Genomic DNA, 20,521 nt, shown 5'->3' on the forward strand with positions numbered 1-20,521 from the left:
CGGCAGCGGGCGTGGTTCTGAGAGCGCGCGATTGCGTGATATTCTCGGGAGGTTGGGTTCTGCGGAGCACAACATGCGCGAGTGGCGGAATTGGTAGACGCGCTGGCTTCAGGTGCCAGTGCCCGCAAGGGCGTGGGGGTTCAAGTCCCCCCTCGCGCACATTATGAAAATGGCTCCTGGCCTGGGGGTTAGTTCTCCGGGTTGGGAGTCATTTTTGTTCCATGTGCTGAGATATGTGCTAAGCGTTCCCGAGATGGGCCGCGAAGCGGTCTGCTGCGGCTTTCTGCATCGTCGGGGTGACATGGCTGTAGATGTTCATCGTGGTGGTGATGGTGGAGTGCCCGAGGCGTTCCTGCACCACTTTCGGGTGCTCGCCCAGTTCCAGTAGGAGCGTGGCGTGCGTATGGCGCAGCCCTTTGATAGTGACTCGGGACAGCGTTGGGTACTTCTTGGCAAGCCAGTTCATGCGGCGATCCCACCGGCTTGTCATCGCGTCGGGTGACCGGAGTTTTCCTTCGTCGTCACCGAACACGTAGGCGTCAGCTCTGGCGAGGTCGAACGACACTTCCGCGCGCGTGACCTTGTAGCTGGCGAGCACCTTGAGGGTGTCGGCGTCCATGTCGATGACACGGGCGTTGCCCGTCTTGGTGGTCTTCGTGGTCGTCCAGTCCTCGGTGTTGACCGCGCGGCGGATGCTGAGCCTGCCGGTCTTGGTGTTGATGTCGTTCCACCTGAGTGCGAGGGCTTCGGATCGGCGCATGCCGGTGTAGGCGATGAGTCGCCACAGTGGGAACAATTCGTCTTTGAGTTCGTCGCGATTCCATGTGAGGAACGTCGTGAGTTGTTCGCCCGTCCAGGTGACGATCTCGGGCTTCTGGGCGCGCACTTGCGAGGACTTGGGCGCGTTGACGGTGCGCTTCTTCTTCGATGGGTTCGCGGTGATCAGCCCGTCGTCTATGGCGGCATCGAGGATCGCGCCGAGGACGACGTGTACCTTGTGGATGCTGTTAGCCGACAGTGGTTCCCCCTTGCCGTACTCGTCCTTGCGTCCTTGCTTCTCCAGTTCCCGGTAGTGGGAGCCGATGCGGGTCGCGGTGAGCTTGTCGATGCGGATCTTCCCGAGGTCTGGGGTTATGTGGTTGCGGATGATCTTCCGATACCCCTTGATCGTTGAATCTGCCAGACGAAGGCTTGATGCCCAGTGGTCGGCGTAGACGGCGATGGTCGGGGTCTTGCCCTGGAACTTCTCGTTCCGCGCCTTCTTCTTGAGGGCTTCGGTGAGCGCGGCTTGGGCTTCTTCAAGGTCGGTGAACCCGCCACGGGTGAGCCGCTTCTCTCCGAGTTCGGGTTTCTCCGGGTCGAGGAGGACATAGATCTGGAACTTCCACCGCTTCCCCTTCCGGGTCTGGTAATCGCCCAGCGATCCTTGATGTCTTGACCGGGATCGCCGCTGCCGTTTCGCCTCCTTGTCGCTCGCGGCCGCCTCGTATGGTGGCGAGGCGTCTTGTTCTGCCATGTCTTATTCCTTTCTTTCCGTGGTGAATCGTCGCGCCCTCGCTGGCGGGGCGGTGGATGGTCTTTCGGATTCGGGCTAGTCGAACGTGACTGAGGCGTTGGGGTCGAACTGCAGCAGCCTGCCGGTCGCGTGCGCTTCGCGGGCGTCTTGTGCCTCGTAACGCTCTTGGTAGACCTCGCGCGGGGTGACGCCGACCTGGCCTTGGTCGTAGGTGGTGAGCATCTGCTCCGCCCACCGCTTCGCGTTGATCGCCGTGAACCGCTGCTCCTTCCAGAACCTGACCAAGTCCTCGGTGGTGAGCTTCACACTTCCCGCGACCCATGCCTGTATTTCTTCTGGCAGGTAGGAGTCCGGCACTCCGGTGAGGGTGACCGCCTTGGTCGGTGGGGTGAGGAGTGCTGCCGGGGTTGTTCGAAAGATGTACGCGAGCGCGGTGAGGTCGTCCACGTCCACACGGCGGTCACCGTTCTCGATCTTGCTGATCCCCGACGGTGACATCTTCCGCCCCGCCTCCGTCATGAGCCTGGCTGCGGTGCGCACGTCCATGCCGATTGCCTGCCTCGCGTTGCGGAGATTCCCGGTGACGTGTGTATGTGTGATGCCCGCGGGGTTACCGCGCACCCTCTCTGTTTCCATAATAGGAACATACAAGCCCGCTGTTGACTCGTCAAGCTCCGTGATGTATCTTTAGGAACTGTTCACACCGTTTTGGAAACAGGAGGCTGGCGATGCGAGCCGTGACTCTCACACTCGATGACCTCCGCAGTTCCCGCAGCGCCGTCATCACCCGTACCGAGGCAGCCGCCGCACTCGGCGTCGATCCCCGCACGATCACCGCGAGCATCGACAATGGCACTATCCCGTCCGTTAGGCTCGGGCGGCGGGTGGTTATCCCGCGCGAGAAGTTCCTGCACCTCTTCGCAGACAGCACCTCCGAGGGCAGCGATTCGTAACGATTCCGCTGGGGTGCCGAATCGGCACCCCAGCGCCCCGGCTTCCGGTAAATGTCGGCGGTGCGACGTAAACTGACCTGAGTACGCCAACCACGAGGAGGCATCCCGCATGGCTCTCAAGACTCCGGTATCCGAGGCCCATGTCCGGCGTGTGCTCGCGGAGGTCGAGGCCGGGCAGGTCACGGCCGGTGCGGTCGTCTCTGACGCGGATCGGGAGATCGCTCGACGTCAGGTGCGTGGGGAGCTGTCCGCCGATGAAGCCGTGCGCGAGGCGATCGCTGCGGCGCTTGACCGCTTCCCCGAGAAGTAACCCGTCCGGGCAGGAGCACCAGTGCCCGACCGCTACAGCTATCCGAACAGCCTGGTTCTGATCAACAAGCTTGGCATCACCGACTACGACCGCTGGAAAGCCGTGGAGACGGCCGCGATCCATCAGCGCATGGTCGAACTCACCGAGCACCCGATCCCCAGCCGATTCGACCTCCCGCACTTGCAGGCCATCCACCGGCATCTGACGCATGACCTGTATGTCTGGGGCGGCGACATCCGCGACACCGACACGCACCCTGGTGGCACGGGCATCGCGCATTGCCGCCCGCCGTTCATCGTGCCCGAGGCCGAGCGCGTCTTCGGCGAACTCGCCGCCCGTGACCACCTCCGCGGCCTGGACGTGGATGCGTTCTCCGACGGACTGGCATGGGTGTGGGGTGAGGTGACGGCGATCCATCCGTTCCGCGACGTGAACACGCGCAGCCAGCACATCATGTTCAACCAGCTCGCCCGCGACGCTGGATGGGCCATCGACTGGTCGCAGATTCCCGGCGACGTGTTCGCCCACGCCCGCACCCTCGCGATCGTGGAAGATCACACAGGGATCGACGCGCTGATCCGACCGAACCTGTACCGGCTCGACGCAGGCGGGCGATCTGGGGAGGCGTTGACGGTGGAGCAGGTGCGCAGCTTCCAAGCGCGGGGTATCTCGCGGACGCCGGACGTGCTGGATCGCGAACTCGACGCGGCCCGCCGCCGTTCTCACTCGGCCCCGGAGTCGTTCGGAACGGAGACGCGCCGTCCGGAACCGCCAGCGCCCCAAGGCGGACCGTCTCTGTAATTCAAACAGGTCACGTCACAGGCTTAGCCGTGGCGCAGAGATTCCATGTGGCGATGACGGCACGGTGATCGCTGCCTTCGACGTGGAAGCTGTCCCAGTGGGTCGGGGTGGCGCCTCTCGCGAAGATGTGATCGATCGCCGTGAATGCTGGGATGGGCTTCTCTTCGGGCCAGGTGGGCCAGGGGATGGGACCTGCCGCTTCGGCGGCGCTGCGCAAACCTGACGCCAACCCTCGAAGCACCGGGTGCGCGAATGAGGCGTTGAAGTCGCCCGCGATGATGAGTCGGTCGTCCCTGGTCTGCCGTACCCACGTGGTGATGTCGTCGATACCGGAACGCCAGCCGTTCGGCTGCCACACTGGCGGGGGCGGGTGGACGGCGGCGAGCCGTACCGTGCCTGCCCCTGGCAGGGTGGCAACGGCGCTGACCTGGTCGAACTCGCTCCCGGGGATATTCTCTTCCAGCGACAGGGGGTGTGCGGAAAGGATCACGCTTCCATTAGCCGGTCCGGGGGTGACCTCGTGAGTGCGGTAGGGCAGGACGTCGGCGAGTCCGTCTTCGGTGAGCACGGCGTCAATGAGCGTCTCGTCTGCCTCGAGCAACATGACGGCATCGGGCTCAGTCGTGCGGATGAGTGCTGCTATTGCAGCAGGATCAGCACCGGCAAGCTTGGCGTTGAACGACAGCACCGTTACTCGTGCGTCGCTCTCGCAGGCCTCTCCAACGTGAACCGGGGTGAGGGCCGGGACCCCGCTGATCACCGCGCCGACGATCAACACCAACGCTGCGGCCCACACCCGAAAGATCAACGAGGTGATCGCGAGCAGGAGGAGAACGAGTGCCCCAAGGGGCACGAGCGCCTGAGCCACGGGAATCGCGGCAACACCGCGAATCTCAAGATAGGGCAGAACCGCAGCGCAGACCGAGATCACCACCGCGACAGATGTCCAGACGATCACCTGTCGCCGCGTTCTCCGCCGTGACACGCCCACGCGTTGGCTGCTCATCGTCTTCATCCTGCCAGTTTGGTCTCAGCACCGACTATCAGCTTCGGTGCTCTCGCTGAACGTCGAAGGGGCGCTGAGTTTCCATCCGAGATCGCGGACCAGATAGTCCGAGTCATGCTAGTCACAGGCTGCGCTCCGATCCTTCCCGCCGCTGATCCGGGCCAGTCCTCGTCAGCCCGATGTTGCGGCGCGTGAGGGCTTCCTGCCGGGCCTGCAGCGCCTCGCGCTCGGCCCGTTGCTGCTCGCGTCGCTGGGCGAGCCATTCGGCGGCCTCCGCGATAGGGCGGGCGTCCAGCTCCGCGATGATGCGTCGTGCTTCGGTGGCGCGCTTCCTGGCGTGTTCGGCCTCAGTTCTGGGGTTGGGGATGCGGACCGTGCCCCGCATCTGCCGCGCCCGCTCCGCCCCGTACACCTCGACGGTGAGGTGATCCCGCTCGACGGCCTGCCGCTGGGCCGCCTGCTGCTTCGCTGTCTCCGCCTCGCTGAGTGCCTGTTCAGCCGCCCGCACCTCGGGGTGGGCGTCGGCCTGTTCCGTCGCGATCGTCTGCGCCCATTCGGTGACGGGACGCAAGAGAGATGGCGCGGTGCCCCAGGTCTGGGTGATGCGTTGCCCGATCTTCTCGACCGATTCCGCCGCGGTGTCGATGTTCCGGGCGGCGGTGCGCTTGCGCCCGAACCTCGCCGCCCTCGCCTCGTCGCGGGCGGTGTGAAGATGCGCCCGAGCCTTCACGAGTTCTTGCCCGTCCACGCGCGCCCGTGTCTCCACCTCAGCGGTGACCGTCTGACGAGTGCGTTCCGCAGTCTCCTTCGCGTGGGTCACAAGCTCGGTGTGCTCCTCGGCTTCGACATGCTGCGCCTGCTTCTGGGTCGAGAATCGCGTGGCGGCGTCCTCGAACAGCGCCGCGTCCTGCTCTGCGCGTTCGATGAGCTGCGTGAGGCGTGCCCGCTCGGTCTGCACGAGACGAACCGGCCCATCCTCCACGAGCCCGCGCACGGCGACTGCTGCGCGTTTGGTCGCGTCGGTGAGTCCTCGGTCGGCGCGGTCCCGCTCCATCGCCGCGACGAACTGCTCCAGCGCCTGCTCCTGGCTTTCGGCGACGACGTGCAACAGGTTCTGCTCGCGGCCGCGGGTCATGCCGACGTACACGCCTGCGGCGCTGGTCGCGTCGGTCAGGATCGTGTGCGATGCCGTGACGGTCGCGCCTTGCACTCCGTAGGCGGTCGCCGCGTACGACAGGTGCGCGTGCTCGGCCACATACTCGGCGGGCAGGCGCACGGTGCGCTGCCGCTTCCTCCCGTTCCCCGCCTCGCGCACTCTGAGCGTGCCGTCCTGCTCGACGTGTTGCACGATCCAGTTCTGCCGGTTTGCGACACCGATGCTGGTGTTGTTCTTGCGTGTCTGGATCACGTCCCCGACCCCGATGGGGAGGCCGTCGCTGCCGGTCGCGGTGCGGGTGCCGTCGACCTCACCACGCGCCACTCGTTCCTCCCGGATGCGGGCGTTGACAGTGCGGGCCTCGTCGTTGGACGTGACCGTGACGGCTTCTCCCTCCCGGCTTGGCCTGGCGATGTGCTCGCGCACGTCCTCGTTGCTGGCATGCAGGCGAACGAGGCCGAGCGCGGTGAGCTGGTCGAACACCGCGCCGGGGTTGTCACCGTCGCGCATCCGCACTGTCAGGTCGGCGTAGGCGCGGTCAGTGAAACGGTGCACCTGCGCCATGTCGAACGTGCGCCCCCGGATCTGCGCGGCCATATCGAGCACACCGCCGCGACCGACAGCCGCGAGCTGCGCCCGATCCCCGACGAGCGCGACCGTCGCGCCCGCCTCGGCGGTGACGGTCAGGAGGGCGATTGCGGTGTCCTGGTCGAGCATCCCGGCCTCGTCCACGATCACCCGCTCACCCCGCTCCAGCCGTGCGCCCTCTGCCGGACCGCGATAGGTGCGGCCCGTGTCCGGGTCGGTGTCGCCGGGTGCGAGGCGCGTCCATACGCCGTCGCTGTTCCATCGCCAGCCGTGCGCGTGCACGAGCGCCGCAACACTGGTCGCGGGCACACCGAGTTCATCGTGCGCGACCTGCGCGGCGCGCAACGTCGGCGCAACCACCCGCGACACCCGCCCGTGTCGTGCGGCGACCTCGATTGCAGCACCGAGCATCGTCGTCTTCCCGCTACCTGCTGCACCTTCTACAACCACGAGCGGATCGGTCGATGCAACCGCAGCGGCGGCGCGCCCCTGCCCGGCATCCAGGCCGTGTCTGCGCGCCACCTTGCGCACGTCCGGGTGTCCAGGGTCTTGTTGCGGGATTTGCGCGGCGATGAGGTCGCGCAGCTCCGTCTCCGCCTGCACCACACGCAAGCTGGTCAGGTGCGCCACATGCTCCGGGGCAGGTGCGCCGGTCGGGAGGATCGAGAAGCAATCCTCCATCGCCAACGCGGTGGCGATGTTCACGAACTCGCGTATCTCGGCCGGTGCGGCTTGCACGCCGTACGCGGTCATGATCCGGGTGACGTGCTCCTGCACCGAGTGGCGCGTCCACGCCGAACCGCCCGCGGCGCACCGATTCAGCGCACGGTTCGCAACGGTCTGCACGGAGAGGTCATCCAGCGACGTCGGCATACGGCGCACGGGCCGACGCAACGTGTCCGGGTCGTAGCCGGCGTCGCGTAGTTCGCTCACCCATGCCTGTTCCTCGTGCAGGGTGATGGGCTTCTTCGCGGGCCGCTCATGCGCCCACGCTTTCGCCGCGAGCCTGGCCGAGACGACCGGCCCCATCGCCTCGCCAGGATGCGCCGCCTCCCACTCGGCCTCGAAGCGTTCCAGGTGCTTGCGTACTTGGTCGCCGCGCTTGCTCATCACGTCGTTGAACCGCTCGAGCTCGACCACCTCACCCGACACCGGATCAAGGGTCAAGCCGTGCCGATCCAGCACTCCCGCAAGTTCCGGGTGTGCGGCGATGACGGCGGTGCCCAGGGCGCGGATCACACCCTGCTGCTTGAACAGCGCCGCGGTGTCTAACGCCCGCCACTTCCCGGCCGCCCATACGCGGGTGCCGATCTGGAAGTGGACATGCCGGTGCGGGTCACCCGCCCGGCTCGTGCGGTGCGACACCGCCACCGTCTGCAGCTGCGAGACAGACACGATCTCCTGCTTGCCGCGCGGCCCGACACGGGTCACGGAATGCTGGGCGAGCCAGTGCTGAACTTCGCCCACGGCATCCTGCTGCGCCCGGTCGAGAGCGCCTGAGACTTCCGGGTGGAGCGCGGCGGCGATTGAGAGCGACTTCGGGGCGTTCACGACCATCTCCGCGAACCGTGGCGACCCTAGCCGCCCCTCACCCGGTAGGCGCGGCTTGCCCATCGACTCACCCGTGAGCGGGTTCGTCCAGTCCACCCAGGCAGAGTACGTCTCCGGGTCAAGCCCGAGCGCGGCGGCCACACTCCCGTCGCCATCAAGCGCGGTTAACCCCGCCACCGCTGCATCTGCGCCGAGATAGTAGTCATCCGCGCGAGAGCGATCGGCCTCGACATAACGGCGCGCATCGGCCCCGGTTCCCCGGAACAGGATCACACCGCCATGCATGGGACTCACCGCCTATGATTTCTACTACGGCAACTGAACTATCTACCACGGTAGCATACGTTCATTCAGAGGAGAAGGAGCGTTTGAGTCGAAAGAGAAGATCGAAAAGGAGGTGTTCGTGTGGGGTGTGAGGCCTATCGGCATACCGGGAGAGTCGGGATTGAGTTCGGGCTGAGGTAGGCGTCCGTCGTGAAGGGGATAGTTCGGCCGACGGCTGCCCTGAAGGATTCGAGACAGTCGCCACGGCCGTTCTGTGAAACCTGGTGGGTCGATCTTTCAGCCTGGTGGGCCGACCTTTCAGGCGGTTCGCGCGCGGCCCCATGCAAGGATGGGTGCATGACCGTGGAGCAATCGAGAAAGCAGGACGGCAGCGCCGGGGATGCTGATTACGGCGTCATCGGCAAGACGTACAGCGACTATCGCCGTCCCGACTCGCGGATTGCGCAGGCCGTGTGGGATGCGCTCGGCGACGCGCGTACGGTGCTCAATGTCGGCGCAGGAGCCGGGAACTACGAGCCCATTGACCGAGACGTGACAGCGGTCGAACCGTCAGCGAGCATGCGCGCTCAGCGAGCGGACTTCCTTAGCACAGCGATTGACGCGGTAGCCGAATCGTTGCCCTTTCCAGACGACACTTTCGACGCGGCGATGACGACGTTCTCAGTCCATCAGTGGGGAGATCTCACCGCGGGGCTCGCGGAGATTCGTCGCGTCACTCGTGGTCCTGTCGTGATCCTGACCTGTGATCCTGACCTGCTCGACCGCTTTTGGCTTGCTGAGTACGCGCCGGACGTCATCTCGACGGAACGTCGCCGCTACCCCGAGATGTCCGAACTCGCGCAAGCGCTTGGTGGCACGGTCACCGTAGACCTGGTGCCGATTCCGCTCGATTGTACGGACGGGTTCAACGAGGCGTACTACGGACGTCCCGAGGAGTTGCTCGTTGCCGGGGCGCGAGCCGCATGCTCGGCCTGGAGCTTCGTCGAGCCTGCGCAGGCCGAGGAATACACGGCCGCCCTGGGTGCGGCGATCGATTCGGGCGAGTGGGACACGAAGTACGGCGCACTGCGGCAGCAGCCGACGTTCGATGGCTCACTGGTCATCGTCCGCGCGACACCATAGGCACGACTCGGAGCCACGCCTTTGTGGGGCTCTCAGTGCGCGGGGGAGGCTCCCAGCAGAGGCTATGGGGCAAACGATGGGGCACCAAGTGTGTTCGGGCGCGTATCTGGATGGATGCGATTGCCGTAAGCACCCCAGAAACCCTTGATTTCATGCGGCATTCTGGCTCCCGGGGCGGGTGCGTGTTCGCGCGAGGGCAAGAGTTCAACTCCTCCGCCGAACGGCGGCTCAGGTACGAACGATATCGTCGGGGGATGCGAAACGGGGCGGTGTGATTGTGAGGGGTCTTGGGCGCGGCGTAGCCGTGCTTGCGTCCGCTTTACTTGCGGCGATAACGCTTAGCGCGTGCAGCGCGCCGCCGAGTGCGGATGAGCTCGATGGTGCGGAGCGTGCACGGCCCGACGGCGGTCGCGCTTTGGCGAGCATCGAGGTGCCGCCTCTGCACGGGTGGTCTGTACTGGCTGAACGGAGAATTGACGCATGCGGATCGCTGACGAGCGATCGCGACTGGGACGACGCACACCTAGAGGGCTACTCTTGCGCCACTGTGCGAAGGATCGTCTACGAGCCTGCCGACGCTACCAACAGTGTTGAGCTTGACGAGATCGCTTACGCTGCTATCGCCACGATCGAGGAATCGCTTGAATCGACGGTCGACGATCAGGAATCAGCGTGGTTTTCTGTCAGCGACAACGTTCCGAGCGCCCTTGCTCGGTTTCAGGTCGATGGTCTGGACACACGCATCGGGATGCAGGTGAGTACCGTGGACGCGGCCGACATTGACATACGCCCGCTATGGCACCGCAACAACACGATTCACGAGGACGACGGCAAGCTTGTTGACAAAATCACTACGAGCAGCGACCCTGACGACCCCGTGTTTGTTGTCACGATCACAGTCACATACTTCGAAGAGCTGCGTGACGATGACTGAAATCACGGCGGTGCCTGATTCATTTTTGCTCTCCGGGACTGAGTACGCGTAGCCACGTGCAATCGTCACCGAGGGGATCTGAAGCTCCGAATCACCGGCTCCGCCCAGGCCGGTCCATAGAATCGCAGGGTATGAACGAGGCGTCAGAACTCTGCCGAGGACGGGCGCCCGCAGCGTGATCGCTGCGGGCGCCCGTGCCCCTCCGATCGAGTGTCGAGCGTCAGTTGTCCGTGGTGAAGCTTCCCGACGCCCGCACGATCCCGCCGTTGGTGACGGTGTACGTGTAGGCGGTCCCGGGGCTGAGCCGGTCGCCGGGGTCTCCCATCTGGAACGTCTTCTGGCCGGTCCCGGTCTTGTCGACGTACCAGTAGGAGCCGCCGGGACCGTTCGCCCGCACGCGAGTGGTGCCGGTGCTGCCGGCGGGGATGGTCACGGTGATGTACGCGTACCTGCGATCGGGGTCGACCGTCGTGACCCATGTCGTGCCGGTCGTGGTGAACGAGCCCGACGCGTACTGCGTGCCTCCGTTCGTCACGGTGAACGTGTAGGTCGTACCCGGGGTGAGCAGGTCTCCCGAGTCGCCCAGCTGGAACGTCTTCGGGCCGCTGCCGGTCTTGTCCTCGTACCAGTACGTTCCTCCGGGGCCGTTCGCCATGACCCGCGTCGTGCCCGTGGTGCCCGGAGGGATCGTCACGGTGACGCTGGCGGACTGGCTCTGCACGCTGGACGAGACCGACCAGCTCTGCGACGTGCCGCCGTGCAGAGCGAGCTGCTCGCCGACGATGCCGCCGAAGAGCTCGTCGATCACGTGGTCCTTGCCGGGGATCCAGTAGTAGCTCGTGTTGAAGCCGTTGTTCGTGTAGTAGTCGACGCCCTCCTGCGCATAGCCGCGCGCGTCGTAGCCCTCGTCGGAGTGCTCCAGGTCGTCGAACTCGCCGGTGGCCCAGTGCATGAAGAAGTTCGACTTCAGGTCCTGGTTCCAGGGCTGCTGATCGGGCGTCTCTGGGGCTCCGCCGCCGCCGAAGACGATCGAGCCGCCGCCCTCGAGCATCCCGGAGTACTCGGGCAGGAAGTACTGGGTGGTGAACTGGGCGCCGCCGGAGAAGCCGGCGAGAACGATGTCGTTCGAGTCGATGTCGTACTCGGTCTTGAGATGGTCGATCAGATCGGCCATGTAGTCCGCGTTCTTCTTGCCGTTCTCCCACCAGGTGACGGTGCCGGTCGTGTCGGGGGCGAGCGCCGAGACGACGATGTAGCCCTCTGCCTTCGCCTTCGCGCGCACGCCGTCGGCGCCACCCATCACATACGGATCGTTCGGGTGGCTGAACTCCCAGGCGCCGTCTCCGTGGGTCCAGATGAACAGCCCCGAAGGCTGCGGGACGCCGGCGGCGTACACGTGGTACTGCGACTGCTGGCCGTTGCCCGCGGTGAACGAGACGTACTCCTGATCCGAGTACGGCGCTGCGGATGCCGGTGCCGCGGATGCGAACGCGGCGATCGCAATGCACAGGGCGCCGACGGCGCCAATCTTCCTGACTGGACTTTTCATCGCGTGGTCCTTCACTTCTTCGTGGAGAGGATGCAGAAGAGCTCTGGTGTCTCGTTCTGCTCCCCAACGTCCCACAGGCCCGGATGCCGCACTACGCGCGTTCTGCGAAGAGTCCTCGCCCAGAATGCGCAGACTGTGCGAACCGCGAGGACCGGCGACTACGCCCCGCCCGGACGGTACAGGACGTACGGCGCGCCGCAGGGCGGGCCATCGGTGATCTCGATGCTCCGCTCGCGGGGCCGGATGACGACCGACGCCATGGTCTGCTGCCGGTCCGCGTAGACCGGGTTGTCCGGGTCGTGGTTGCACACCGAGGAGGCGCCGCCGCGGTGCGAGCGCAGCACGTCCTTGACGGCGTCCACCGTGACGCCGTCCGGCGCGGCGACCGTCTCGCCGACCTCGTCGAGCCGCTTCGCCGAACCCGGCCAGTCGCGGGCGATGGTGTCGACGGCGTCGCCGATCCCCGCGAGGAAGTGGTTCGTATGGCAGAGCGCACCCGCCCGGCCCCGCAGCACGCCGACGCCGCGGGGCGATACCTCGAGGGTGCGCAGCTCGCCGTCCTCGCTCGCGACGGTGATCGCCGTCGACGCCGAGTACCGTTCGCCCTCGGCCAGGCGCTGCGCGTCATCCGGCGTCGCGCACTCGGCGAGCACGAGCCGCAGCACGACGTGCACGGGCAGGCCCGCGAAGGGACCGCCGTCCTCCGTCATCGCGAGGATGTTGAGGCAGACCGCCAGGCCGCGGCTGTTCACGCCGATCTTGCCGAGGATCCCCGCCTCGGTGAGGGTGGCGAGCCATCCGCCCCGCCCGTCGTGGACGGTCCAGAGCACGAGCGAGCCCTCGGCGGAGGGATGCCAGTCCCAGTTCTGAGCGAGGACGGGACCTCGCTCGTCCCGCATCCGCTCCGCCACGACGCCGAGCACGGAGCACTCCGGCGCACCTCCGCCCGCGAAGATCTCGGTACGCGCGTTGATCGCCAGCAGAGTCCGGGGATCGACGGATGCGCCGTCGGCGATCCCGCGGATCTCCGCGAGCACGTCGGGCCTGCGGGCCTCCAGCATCCCTCCGACCACGTCGCCGAGGAGCCCGAGGTCGTCCTCGCCCAGCCCGTGCATCTCGTGGAACAGCCGCCGATACGCCGACACGGTGTTCTCCACCGCGCCGCGCAGGGCCGCCCCGAAGCCGCGGCCCCTCGCAAAGGGGTCCGTCTCGAACGACTCGTGCTGCAGGATCATGTGGTCCGATTCTCCCAGGCTCGTGTCTCTCTTCAGGCCGGCACGGGCGCGCCGACCATGCCGAAGAGGTCCTTCGGGTCCTCGGGGGCGGCGACCAGGTCGATGCGTCCGGACAGATCGGTTCCCGCGACGCTGTCGCGCAGGAAGCGCAGCGCCGAGTAGTCCTCGATCGCGAAGCCCACGGAGTCGAAGATCGTCACCTGCTCGGGGGAGGTGCGCCCCGCGGCCGCGCCGGTGAGCACCTCCCAGAACTCCGTCACGGGGAAGTCCGGCGCGACGTTCTGGATCTCTCCCTCGATGCGCGTCTGCGGGGCGTACTCGACGAACACGGGACCGCGCTCGAGGATCCTCGGGTCGAGCTCGGTCTTGCCCGGGCAGTCCCCGCCGATCGTGTTGACGTGCATCCCCGCCGCGACATCGGTGTCCGCGAGGACCCGGGCCGCCGTCTTGTCCGCGGTGCACGTGGTCACGATGTCGGCGCCGAGCGCTGCCTCGGACGCCGAGCCGCACACCTCGATCTCGAACCCGTGCGGCCGCAGGTTGCGGACGAGCTTGTCCGGCGCCGAGGGATCCACGTCGTACACGCGCAGCCGGTCGATCCCCAGCACGCCGCGGAAGGCGAGCGCCTGGAACTCGGCCTGGCTCCCGGCGCCGATCATCGCCATCACGTGCGAATCCGGCCGCGCGAGGCGCCGGGCGACCATCGCGGAGGTGGCCGCGGTGCGCAGCGCCGTGAGCAGTGTCATCTCGGACAGGAACACGGGGTACCCGTTGTGCACGTCGGCGAGCATGCCGAAGGCGGTGACGGTCTGGAAACCGCGGGCGGGATTGGAGGGATGCCCGTTGACGTACTTGAAGGCGTACACGTCCGGATCGCTGATCGGCATGAGCTCGATCACCCCGAACGGGGTGTGGCTCGCCACCCGCTCGGTCTTGTCGAAGGACGTCCAGCGCCGGAAGTCCGACTCGATGTAGTCCGCCATCCCCGCCATCAGCGTCTCCGCGCCGTGGCGCGCCACCCAGCGGACCATGTCCGCGACCCCGACGAAGCCCGTCATGTCGTTCCTCCTGTTGGCTCGGGCCTTCCAGCCCTCCGGTATGCCGCCGCGGCGATCGCCCAGTCGAGGGCGGCCGTGCCGACGGACTTGAAGACGCGGATGCCCGCACCGCCGCGGGCGCCGGCGTCCCACGCGCCGAGCGCCGAGACGTCCTCTGTGCGCAGAGCCCGCTTCGCGACAGCGCGGATCATGTCGCCGCTCTCCGCCAGCGCCGCCGTCACGTCGTCCGCGACGACGACGTCCGCGCACGCGAAGACCGACGGATCGACCTCGATCATGTCCGGCCGGTAGGCGCCGATCGCGAGGACCGTCGCCCTCTCCGAGAGGTCGCGAGCGTGCACGAGCGGCTCGACGGCACGGGTGGCGGCGATCACGGCGTCCGCTCCGCGCACGACGTCCGACGACTCGCTCACCGGCCGGAACCGCACGGCGGGGAACTCCGGCTCGAGAGCGTGCGCGAGCGCCTCCGCGCGCTCCGCGGTTCTGCTCCACACGCGCACCTCGCGCAGGTCCCTGACCGTCAGCGCTGCGCGCACCAGACCGGGCGCCTGCGCACCGGCTCCGAGCAGGCCGAGCACGGCGGCCTGCGGGGGAGCGAGCCGTCGCAGGGCCAGTCCCGTCACCGCGGCGGTGCGCAGCACCGTCACGGCCTCGCCGTCCAGCATCGCGGTGACGGCGCCGGTCTCGTCGTCCGCCCACAGCACGGTGCCCTGGATCGTGGGCAGACCGTGCTCCGCGTTCGCGGAGACCGAGCTCAGCACCTTCCATACGATTCCCGGATCGTCGGAGCGCCCGGCCACCATGGCGAGCGCCCTGCCGTCGGCGAGCACCGCGCGCTGCGGCACCGAGAAGCGTCCCTCCGCCGCGGCGCGCAGCGCCTCGGCGACGAGGTCGATCGCGGTGGGCAGATCGATCGCGCTCCGGACGGCCGTGGTGTCCATGATCCGCATCTCCGCCTCCTTCGTCTCCGTCATCTTCCGTCTCGCCCGCGCGATCAGTCGTATCCGCGGACGATCGTGATGGCGTCGGTCTCGCCCCGCGGCTCGGTCGCGCGAGGACGCTCCGTCTCGCGCTGTCCCGGGGTCGCCGTGCCGGTCATCTCTCGCCCTCCTGCACCGGACCCCTCATCGGACACGTGCCGCGTCATAGCCGTGCCAGTGCGTCGATGTCGGCCTGGAACTCCGCCACGGCCGTCTCGGAGACGGTCGCGCGGGTGGAGCGCAGCGCCCGCAGATAGTCCGCCGTGTCCAACGGGACGTTCTGCGCGGTGTCGTCCTCCGGCAGCTCGATCGCCCCGGTGGCGAGGGACACCGGCGCTGCGCGCAGATCGCGGGCCAGCGCATCCTGCGCCGTGCGCCGCGCCGCGTACTCGATGTCGGCGGGCGTGAGCCCGGCGCTCGCCGTGACGAGCGCCGGCAGGTCGATCCGCGCGACGACGTCCGCGGGGATGTACCGCCGCCAGATCGCATGCCGTGCGTCCTCGTCTGGCAGCCCGATGGGCAGCACGTGATCGAAGCGGCCATGACGCAGGAAAGCGGGATCGAGGGTGCGCACGAAGTTGGTGGCGCACACGAGCAGCCGGCCCTCCCGCTCACGGAAGTCCGCGACGAGCTTGAGCAGCTCGTTGGTGGCGCCCTGCGCGGCGGAGCCCGGATCCCCGCCGCGGCGCCCGGCGATCTCCTCCGCCTCGTCGATGAACACCACGACGTTCTCGAGCAGGGCGATGCGTTCGAAGACCGCGCGGAGTGCGGCGGCCAGCCCTCCTGCACCAGCCGCGAGACGTGAGGGGAACAGCTCGACGAACGGCCAGCCGAGCCGTGACGCGACGGCCCTGGCGAACGTCGTCTTCCCGGTCCCCGGCGGCCCGAACAGCATGACGGCCCGTGGCGGCACGACGCCGTAGCGGCGCGCGAGGCCTGGATGGGAGAGCGGCGTCACGAGACGCTCCTCCAGCAGCGCCTTCTCGTCCGCCATGCCGGCCACCTCGCGCCAGAGGTTCCTGGGCAGGACCCGCCCGCCGACCTCTTTGAGCAGGTCGAGCTCTCGCCGCTGCACGGGCATCGGACGCTCCAGATAGCGCAGCTGACTGCGTACCTCGAAGCCGTTGCCGGTCAGGGGGACGAGGGCGTCCCCGCTCTGAGAGACCAGCACGGAGAGCTTCCCGAGCCCGCGCCGAGCCATCTGCCGCTCCAGCGCGTCGAGCAGCTCGGCGCCGATCCGCTGCTGTTCGTCGGCGTGCTGCGATGTGCAGACGCGGAAGAGGACGAGCCAGCCCTGGGCATGCGCCGCGCGTCCGACCGCGGCTCCGACGACGCGGTCCTGCGATACCGCGACGACGGCGTGGTCCGCCTGGCAGGACGCGATGACCTCCGCCAGCGAATACACGGTCGTCTCGCCCTGGCTCGCCTGTGCCCAGAGCCGCACGATCCCGTCCAGGTCGTCGTCGTGGAAGTCGCGGACGTGGACGTGCGCGACGGAAGCGGTTCGCATCTCTCCTCCCGGTGCCGATGCCGCTCAGGGGACCCGGACGGACCGGTCGGACGACGGAGCCGGCTCCTGCCCGGCCAGGATACAGGCGGCGAGATGGCCGTCGCTGCGCACCGGGTCGAGGGCGGGGTCGATGCGGCGGCAGTCCTCGATCGCGATCGGGCAACGGGGATGGAAGCGGCATCCGGAGGGGAGCTCCGCGGCGTTGGGCGCCTCGCCGGTGAGGACGACCGGCTGCGTGCGTGCCAGCGGGTCGCGTTGCGGCACCACCGAGAGCAGCGCGCGCGTGTACGGATGCTGCGGATCGTGGATGACGTCGTGCGCCGCGCCCTCCTCGACGATCCGACCCAGGTACATCACCGCGATCCGGTCGGCGAACCTCGCCGCCGTGGAGAGGTCGTGGGTGATCATCACGATCCCGAGGCCCTGTCCGCACAGCGAGGCCAGCAGGTCGAGGATCCCGGCGCGCACCGACACGTCTAGCATCGACACCGGCTCGTCGGCGATCAGCAGCCGCGGCCCCATCACGAGCGCGGCGGCGATCGCCACCCGCTGTCGCTGCCCGCCGGAGAGCTCGTGCGGATACCTGTCCAGGAAAGCCTCGGCGGGGGAGAGGCCGACCGTCTCGAGCGCGTCCGCGATCCGGCGCTCCCTCTCGCCGCAGGGCATCCGCCGCTCGTGCACGAGCAGCGGCTCGACCATGGTGTCGTGCACGGTGAACCGGGGATCCAGCGACTCGTACGGATCCTGATAGATCATCTGCATGCCGCGGCGCATCGTCCGCAACGCCCGCTCGGGGACGTGCGCGATCTCCTCGCCCTCGAACACGATCGAGCCCGATGCCGAGTCCACCATCCGCAGCACGGTCTGCACGGTGCTCGTCTTGCCGCAGCCGGACTCGCCCACGATCGCGAGCACCTCGCCGGCGTCCACGGTCAGCGAGATCCCGTCGACCGCCCGCACGTCCGGCCCGCGCTGGAACAGTCCGCGACCGGAGTACGTCGTGACCAGGTCGGTGACCTCCAGCAGCCGCTCAGCCATGGCGCGAGCCTCCTCGGGCGAGTGCGAGCATGTCCTCGGCGCGCAGGCACGCGGCGACGCGGGCGGGGCCGATCTCTTCGGGAAGGGGGAGTTGCGCGAAGCATCGATCGACGGCAGAGTCGCAGCGCGGTGCGAAGGGGCAGGCCGTCGGCTCCCTGTCGAGCCGCGGCGGAGTGCCCGGGATCGAGATCACCGGTCGATCGTCGTAGAGATCGGGTGTGGCGTCGAAGAGCATGCGCGTATAGGGGTGCGCGGGAGCGTGGAACAGATCGGCGATCGGTCCGCGCTCGATGATGCGTCCGGCATACATCACGGCGGCGGAGTCGCACAGCTGCGACACGACCGGCAGGTCATGGGTGACCATGAGCAGCCCGAGCCCCAGCTCTTCCGAGAGACGCTTCAGGAGCAGGAGGATCTGCGCCTGCACCATGTTGTCCAGCGCCGTCGTCGGCTCGTCGGCGATGAGCAGCTTCGGGTCGCAGGCCAGCGCCATCGCCATCATCGCGCGCTGCCGCATCCCGCCGGAGAACTCGTGCGGATACCGTCGTCCCGCCTTCGGGTTGATGCCGACCATCTCGAGCAGCTCGCGGGCGCGGGCGATCGCCTGCCGCTGATCTCGCAGCCGGTGCGCCACCATCGGCTCGGCGATCTGGTCCTCCACCCGCACCACGGGGTTGAACGCGTTCATCGCGCCCTGGAAGACGAGCGACAGCCCGGTCCAGCGGTGCTTGCGCGCGGTGCGCTCCCCGGGGACGAGCAGATCGTCGCCGTCGAAGATCACCCGCCCCGACACCTCGGCGTTCGGCGGCACGAGGGCCATGATCGCGGTGAGCGCGGTGGTCTTCCCGCACCCGGACTCGCCGACCAGGCCCATGCTCTGACCGGGGTCGAGGCTGAGGCTGAGATCCTGCACGGCGTGCACCCGGCCGCCCTTCGGGAGCCGGAACCAGACGTTGAGGTCGCGGACTTCGAGCAGTGCCATCAGCGCGCCTCCTTCGTGGCGTCCCGCACGGTCCCGGTGCCCATCGCGGCCTCCTGACGGTGGATCGCGTGCAGCTGGAACGATCGAGGGGTGAGGTGCGAGACCTTCAGTCGCGGGTTCAGCGCATCCTCGACCGCCTGCCCGATCAGCGAGCAGGCCGTGACGACCAGGGCGATGCACAGGCCGGCGGGAAGGATGGCCCACCAGGCGCCGGCCGACACCGCGGCGCGGACGAAGCCGAGCTCGATGATCTTGCCCCAGGTGATCGCGTTCGGGTCGCCGAGGCCGAGGAACGCCAGCGCCGCCTCGAGGAAGATGGCCGAGGCGATCGCGAGGGTCGTGTTCGCGACCAGCAGCGGGGTGATCTGCGGGACGATGTGCCGGAACACGATCCGGGAGCGGGACGCGCCGATCGATCGCGAGCGCTGCACGTAGGCGCGCTCCTTCACGCTGCGCACCTCCGCTCGGATGAGGCGGGCGGTCGTCGTCCAGATCAGCAGGCCGATGACGAGGATCATGTTCGTCAGCCCCGCGCCCCACACCGCCGAGACGATGATGGCCAGGGGCAGCAGCGGCACGACCATGAAGTAGTCGGTGACCCGCATCAGCGCGGAATCCGTCCATCCGCCGAAGTACCCCGCGAGGATGCCGATCCCGCCGCCGACGACCATCGAGATCACGGCGGCGGTGAAGCCGACCAGCAGCGAGTTCTGGCCGCCCTGCACGAGCAGCGCGACCATGTCGACGCCGCCGTCGTCCAGGCCGAGCGGATGTGCGAGGGAAGGGGGCTCGTACACGCCGCCGACCCGTTCGTGGATGTCGTAGGGGACGAGGGCCGGTCCGACCAGGGCGAGCAGCACGAACATCCCGAGGACGACCAGACCGACGATCGCCTCGCGGCTGCTGCGCAGGATCGCCCAGAGCTGGCCCCTGCGCCGTCGCGGCGCGGCGGGTTCGGTGACGAGCGTCGCGGTGGTGGGCGCGGTCATGTGCGGATCCTCGGGTCGAGGCGGAAGTAGAGCAGGTCGGTGAGCAGGTTCACGAACACGACGACGACGGTGAGGATGAGGAACGCGCCCTGCAGGGTCGGATAGTCCCGCTGCAGCACGGCCTGATAGGTGGCGTAGCCGATGCCCGGCCAGCTGAACACGGTCTCCAGCAGCGTCGAGCCGCCGACGATGCTGCTCAGCGACAGCCCGATCAGCGTCACGGTCGGGAGCATCGCGTTGCGCAGCGCGTAGCTGCGCAGGATGCGCCGCGGCGGGAGCCCCTTGGCGCGGGCGGTGAGGACGTAGTCCTCTCCGAGGCTCTCGAGCATCGCCGAGCGCACCACCAGCGTGTACCCGCCGTAGAGGATGATCGCCATCGTCACGGCGGGGAGAAACATGTGCTTGGCGACGTCCACCGCCCGGCCGAGGAACGAGGTGTCGGTCAGGTAGGGGTCGATCATGCCGTGCGTCGGCAGCACGCCCGCGAACCACATCAGCAGCATGAGCGCCAGCCACTGAGCGGGGACGGAGTAGAAGAAGATGGCGGTCGCGGTCGTCGAGGACCCGAGGAACCGGCCTCGCCACCATGCCGAGGCGACCCCGGTGACGATCCCGAGGGCGATGCCGACGATAGTTCCCGCGAGCGCCAGCATGACCGAGTTGCCGAGCATCTCCATGAGGTTGTCCCACACCGGCTGCTTGTCGACGAACGAGACGCCCATGTTCCCGTGCAGCAGCTCGCGCAGGTACGAGACGTACTGCTCCCAGGGGGACCGGTCGAGCCCGAACTCCTTCGTCAGCTGCGCGACGAGCGTCGGCGAGGCGTTGGGGACTCGGGCCAGGCTGTGCACGGCGTCCCCGGGGAGGACCCGGAAGAGGACGAAGTTGAAGGTGACGGCGACGTAGATCGTCACCAGGGCGAACAGCACCCGGCCACCGATGTACCGCCACATGTCAG

At 67.8% G+C, this 20,521-nt stretch carries 18 protein-coding genes and 1 tRNA gene; 6 read left to right on the plus strand and 13 right to left on the minus strand.

What is annotated here, in order from left to right; translation table 11 throughout:
* Nucleotides 1-75 precede the first annotated feature (75 nt).
* Nucleotides 76-159 (plus strand) — tRNA-Leu (locus FM104_RS09520).
* Nucleotides 160-238: 79 nt separating this feature from the next.
* Here the strand turns inward: FM104_RS09520 and FM104_RS09525 are convergent.
* Both FM104_RS09525 and FM104_RS09530 read right to left on the minus strand, forming a co-directional pair.
* On the minus strand, nt 239-1,516 hold the full coding sequence (locus tag FM104_RS09525) for a tyrosine-type recombinase/integrase (RefSeq protein ID WP_087131793.1): 1,278 nt from the start codon (nt 1,514-1,516) through the stop codon (nt 239-241).
* A gap of 75 nt (nt 1,517-1,591) precedes the next feature.
* Nucleotides 1,592-2,152: a helix-turn-helix domain-containing protein gene (locus tag FM104_RS09530; RefSeq protein ID WP_087131796.1), complete on the minus strand. Its 561-nt coding sequence runs from the start codon at nt 2,150-2,152 to the stop codon at nt 1,592-1,594.
* 92 nt (nt 2,153-2,244) lie between these two features.
* Here FM104_RS09530 and FM104_RS09535 point away from each other — a divergent pair, with 92 nt between their 5' ends.
* From FM104_RS09535 to FM104_RS09545, 3 genes are all read left to right on the plus strand, one after another.
* Nucleotides 2,245-2,469, plus strand: a complete 225-nt coding sequence (locus tag FM104_RS09535) for a helix-turn-helix domain-containing protein (RefSeq protein ID WP_087131799.1) — start codon at nt 2,245-2,247, stop codon at nt 2,467-2,469.
* 109 nt (nt 2,470-2,578) lie between these two features.
* Nucleotides 2,579-2,779, plus strand: coding sequence for a hypothetical protein (locus tag FM104_RS09540; RefSeq protein WP_087131801.1), 201 nt, complete (start codon nt 2,579-2,581; stop codon nt 2,777-2,779).
* A 21-nt stretch (nt 2,780-2,800) separates the two neighbouring features.
* Nucleotides 2,801-3,580 carry a Fic/DOC family protein gene (locus FM104_RS09545; RefSeq protein WP_087131803.1) on the plus strand — a complete coding sequence of 260 codons (780 nt, stop codon included), beginning with the start codon at nt 2,801-2,803 and terminating at the stop codon, nt 3,578-3,580.
* A 10-nt stretch (nt 3,581-3,590) separates the two neighbouring features.
* On the opposite strand, the gene FM104_RS09550 is transcribed toward FM104_RS09545, so the two are convergent.
* Complete coding sequence (locus FM104_RS09550) at nt 3,591-4,586, minus strand: endonuclease/exonuclease/phosphatase family protein (RefSeq protein ID WP_179206750.1); 996 nt, start codon at nt 4,584-4,586, stop codon at nt 3,591-3,593.
* A 121-nt stretch (nt 4,587-4,707) separates the two neighbouring features.
* Complete coding sequence (gene mobF / locus FM104_RS09555) at nt 4,708-8,166, minus strand: MobF family relaxase (protein WP_087131808.1); 3,459 nt, start codon at nt 8,164-8,166, stop codon at nt 4,708-4,710.
* Between the two features lie 336 nt (nt 8,167-8,502).
* On the opposite strand from mobF, the gene FM104_RS09560 reads away from it, so the two are divergent.
* Together FM104_RS09560 and FM104_RS09565 are read left to right on the plus strand one after the other, a co-directional pair.
* Nucleotides 8,503-9,288, plus strand: coding sequence for a class I SAM-dependent methyltransferase (locus FM104_RS09560; RefSeq protein WP_087131811.1), 786 nt, complete (start codon nt 8,503-8,505; stop codon nt 9,286-9,288).
* 415 nt (nt 9,289-9,703) lie between these two features.
* The gene (locus FM104_RS09565; protein WP_143738325.1) at nt 9,704-10,222 is read left to right on the plus strand and encodes a hypothetical protein; all 519 of its coding nucleotides are present in this window, start codon (nt 9,704-9,706) and stop codon (nt 10,220-10,222) included.
* Between the two features lie 220 nt (nt 10,223-10,442).
* Here the strand turns inward: FM104_RS09565 and FM104_RS09570 are convergent, their stop codons facing one another.
* The 9 genes from FM104_RS09570 to FM104_RS09610 form a co-directional block, all read right to left on the minus strand.
* A complete protein-coding gene (locus tag FM104_RS09570; RefSeq protein WP_087131817.1) occupies nt 10,443-11,771 on the minus strand; it encodes a hypothetical protein in 1,329 nt (442 codons plus the stop codon).
* 158 nt (nt 11,772-11,929) lie between these two features.
* On the minus strand, nt 11,930-13,006 hold the full coding sequence (locus FM104_RS09575; RefSeq protein WP_087131820.1) for a C45 family autoproteolytic acyltransferase/hydolase: 1,077 nt from the start codon (nt 13,004-13,006) through the stop codon (nt 11,930-11,932).
* 32 nt (nt 13,007-13,038) lie between these two features.
* Entirely contained in the window at nt 13,039-14,064 is a 1,026-nt protein-coding gene (locus tag FM104_RS09580) for an ornithine cyclodeaminase (protein WP_087131822.1), read from the minus strand.
* Nucleotides 14,061-15,014 (minus strand): ornithine cyclodeaminase family protein, encoded by a 954-nt coding sequence (locus FM104_RS09585; protein ID WP_179206751.1) that lies wholly within the window; start codon nt 15,012-15,014, stop codon nt 14,061-14,063. The genes FM104_RS09580 and FM104_RS09585 overlap by 4 nt, the downstream gene beginning before the upstream one ends.
* Before the next feature lie 193 nt (nt 15,015-15,207).
* Nucleotides 15,208-16,554, minus strand: a complete 1,347-nt coding sequence (locus tag FM104_RS09590; RefSeq protein ID WP_087131828.1) for an ATP-binding protein — start codon at nt 16,552-16,554, stop codon at nt 15,208-15,210.
* A 24-nt stretch (nt 16,555-16,578) separates the two neighbouring features.
* The gene (locus FM104_RS09595) at nt 16,579-17,592 is read right to left on the minus strand and encodes an ABC transporter ATP-binding protein (protein WP_087131830.1); all 1,014 of its coding nucleotides are present in this window, start codon (nt 17,590-17,592) and stop codon (nt 16,579-16,581) included.
* Nucleotides 17,585-18,574, minus strand: a complete 990-nt coding sequence (locus FM104_RS09600) for an ABC transporter ATP-binding protein (RefSeq protein ID WP_087131833.1) — start codon at nt 18,572-18,574, stop codon at nt 17,585-17,587. The genes FM104_RS09595 and FM104_RS09600 overlap by 8 nt, the downstream gene beginning before the upstream one ends.
* Nucleotides 18,574-19,563 (minus strand): ABC transporter permease, encoded by a 990-nt coding sequence (locus FM104_RS09605; RefSeq protein WP_087131836.1) that lies wholly within the window; start codon nt 19,561-19,563, stop codon nt 18,574-18,576. Before FM104_RS09605 ends, FM104_RS09600 begins: the two co-directional genes overlap by 1 nt.
* The gene (locus FM104_RS09610; protein ID WP_087131839.1) at nt 19,560-20,516 is read right to left on the minus strand and encodes an ABC transporter permease; all 957 of its coding nucleotides are present in this window, start codon (nt 20,514-20,516) and stop codon (nt 19,560-19,562) included. The genes FM104_RS09605 and FM104_RS09610 overlap by 4 nt, the downstream gene beginning before the upstream one ends.
* Nucleotides 20,517-20,521: the final 5 nt, after the last annotated feature.

Origin of the sequence: Microbacterium esteraromaticum, from assembly GCF_900163815.1 — a bacterium.
In the GTDB taxonomy this organism is placed as follows: Bacteria; Actinomycetota; Actinomycetes; order Actinomycetales; family Microbacteriaceae; genus Microbacterium; species Microbacterium esteraromaticum_B.

Bases quoted from the DNA above. Each gene is read 5' to 3' on its own strand.
- FM104_RS09525 (WP_087131793.1), bottom strand. From the start codon at position 1,516: ATGGCAGAACAAGACGCCTCGCCACCATACGAGGCGGCCGCGAGCGAC.
- FM104_RS09530 (WP_087131796.1), bottom strand. From the start codon at position 2,152: ATGGAAACAGAGAGGGTGCGCGGTAACCCCGCGGGCATCACACATACA.
- FM104_RS09535 (WP_087131799.1), top strand. From the start codon at position 2,245: ATGCGAGCCGTGACTCTCACACTCGATGACCTCCGCAGTTCCCGCAGC.
- FM104_RS09540 (WP_087131801.1), top strand. From the start codon at position 2,579: ATGGCTCTCAAGACTCCGGTATCCGAGGCCCATGTCCGGCGTGTGCTC.
- FM104_RS09550 (WP_179206750.1), bottom strand. From the start codon at position 4,586: ATGAGCAGCCAACGCGTGGGCGTGTCACGGCGGAGAACGCGGCGACAG.
- mobF (WP_087131808.1), bottom strand. From the start codon at position 8,166: ATGCATGGCGGTGTGATCCTGTTCCGGGGAACCGGGGCCGATGCGCGC.
- FM104_RS09560 (WP_087131811.1), top strand. From the start codon at position 8,503: ATGACCGTGGAGCAATCGAGAAAGCAGGACGGCAGCGCCGGGGATGCT.
- FM104_RS09570 (WP_087131817.1), bottom strand. From the start codon at position 11,771: ATGAAAAGTCCAGTCAGGAAGATTGGCGCCGTCGGCGCCCTGTGCATT.
- FM104_RS09575 (WP_087131820.1), bottom strand. From the start codon at position 13,006: ATGATCCTGCAGCACGAGTCGTTCGAGACGGACCCCTTTGCGAGGGGC.
- FM104_RS09580 (WP_087131822.1), bottom strand. From the start codon at position 14,064: ATGACGGGCTTCGTCGGGGTCGCGGACATGGTCCGCTGGGTGGCGCGC.
- FM104_RS09585 (WP_179206751.1), bottom strand. From the start codon at position 15,014: ATGCGGATCATGGACACCACGGCCGTCCGGAGCGCGATCGATCTGCCC.
- FM104_RS09590 (WP_087131828.1), bottom strand. From the start codon at position 16,554: ATGCGAACCGCTTCCGTCGCGCACGTCCACGTCCGCGACTTCCACGAC.
- FM104_RS09595 (WP_087131830.1), bottom strand. From the start codon at position 17,592: ATGGCTGAGCGGCTGCTGGAGGTCACCGACCTGGTCACGACGTACTCC.
- FM104_RS09600 (WP_087131833.1), bottom strand. From the start codon at position 18,574: ATGGCACTGCTCGAAGTCCGCGACCTCAACGTCTGGTTCCGGCTCCCG.
- FM104_RS09605 (WP_087131836.1), bottom strand. From the start codon at position 19,563: ATGACCGCGCCCACCACCGCGACGCTCGTCACCGAACCCGCCGCGCCG.
- FM104_RS09610 (WP_087131839.1), bottom strand. From the start codon at position 20,516: ATGTGGCGGTACATCGGTGGCCGGGTGCTGTTCGCCCTGGTGACGATC.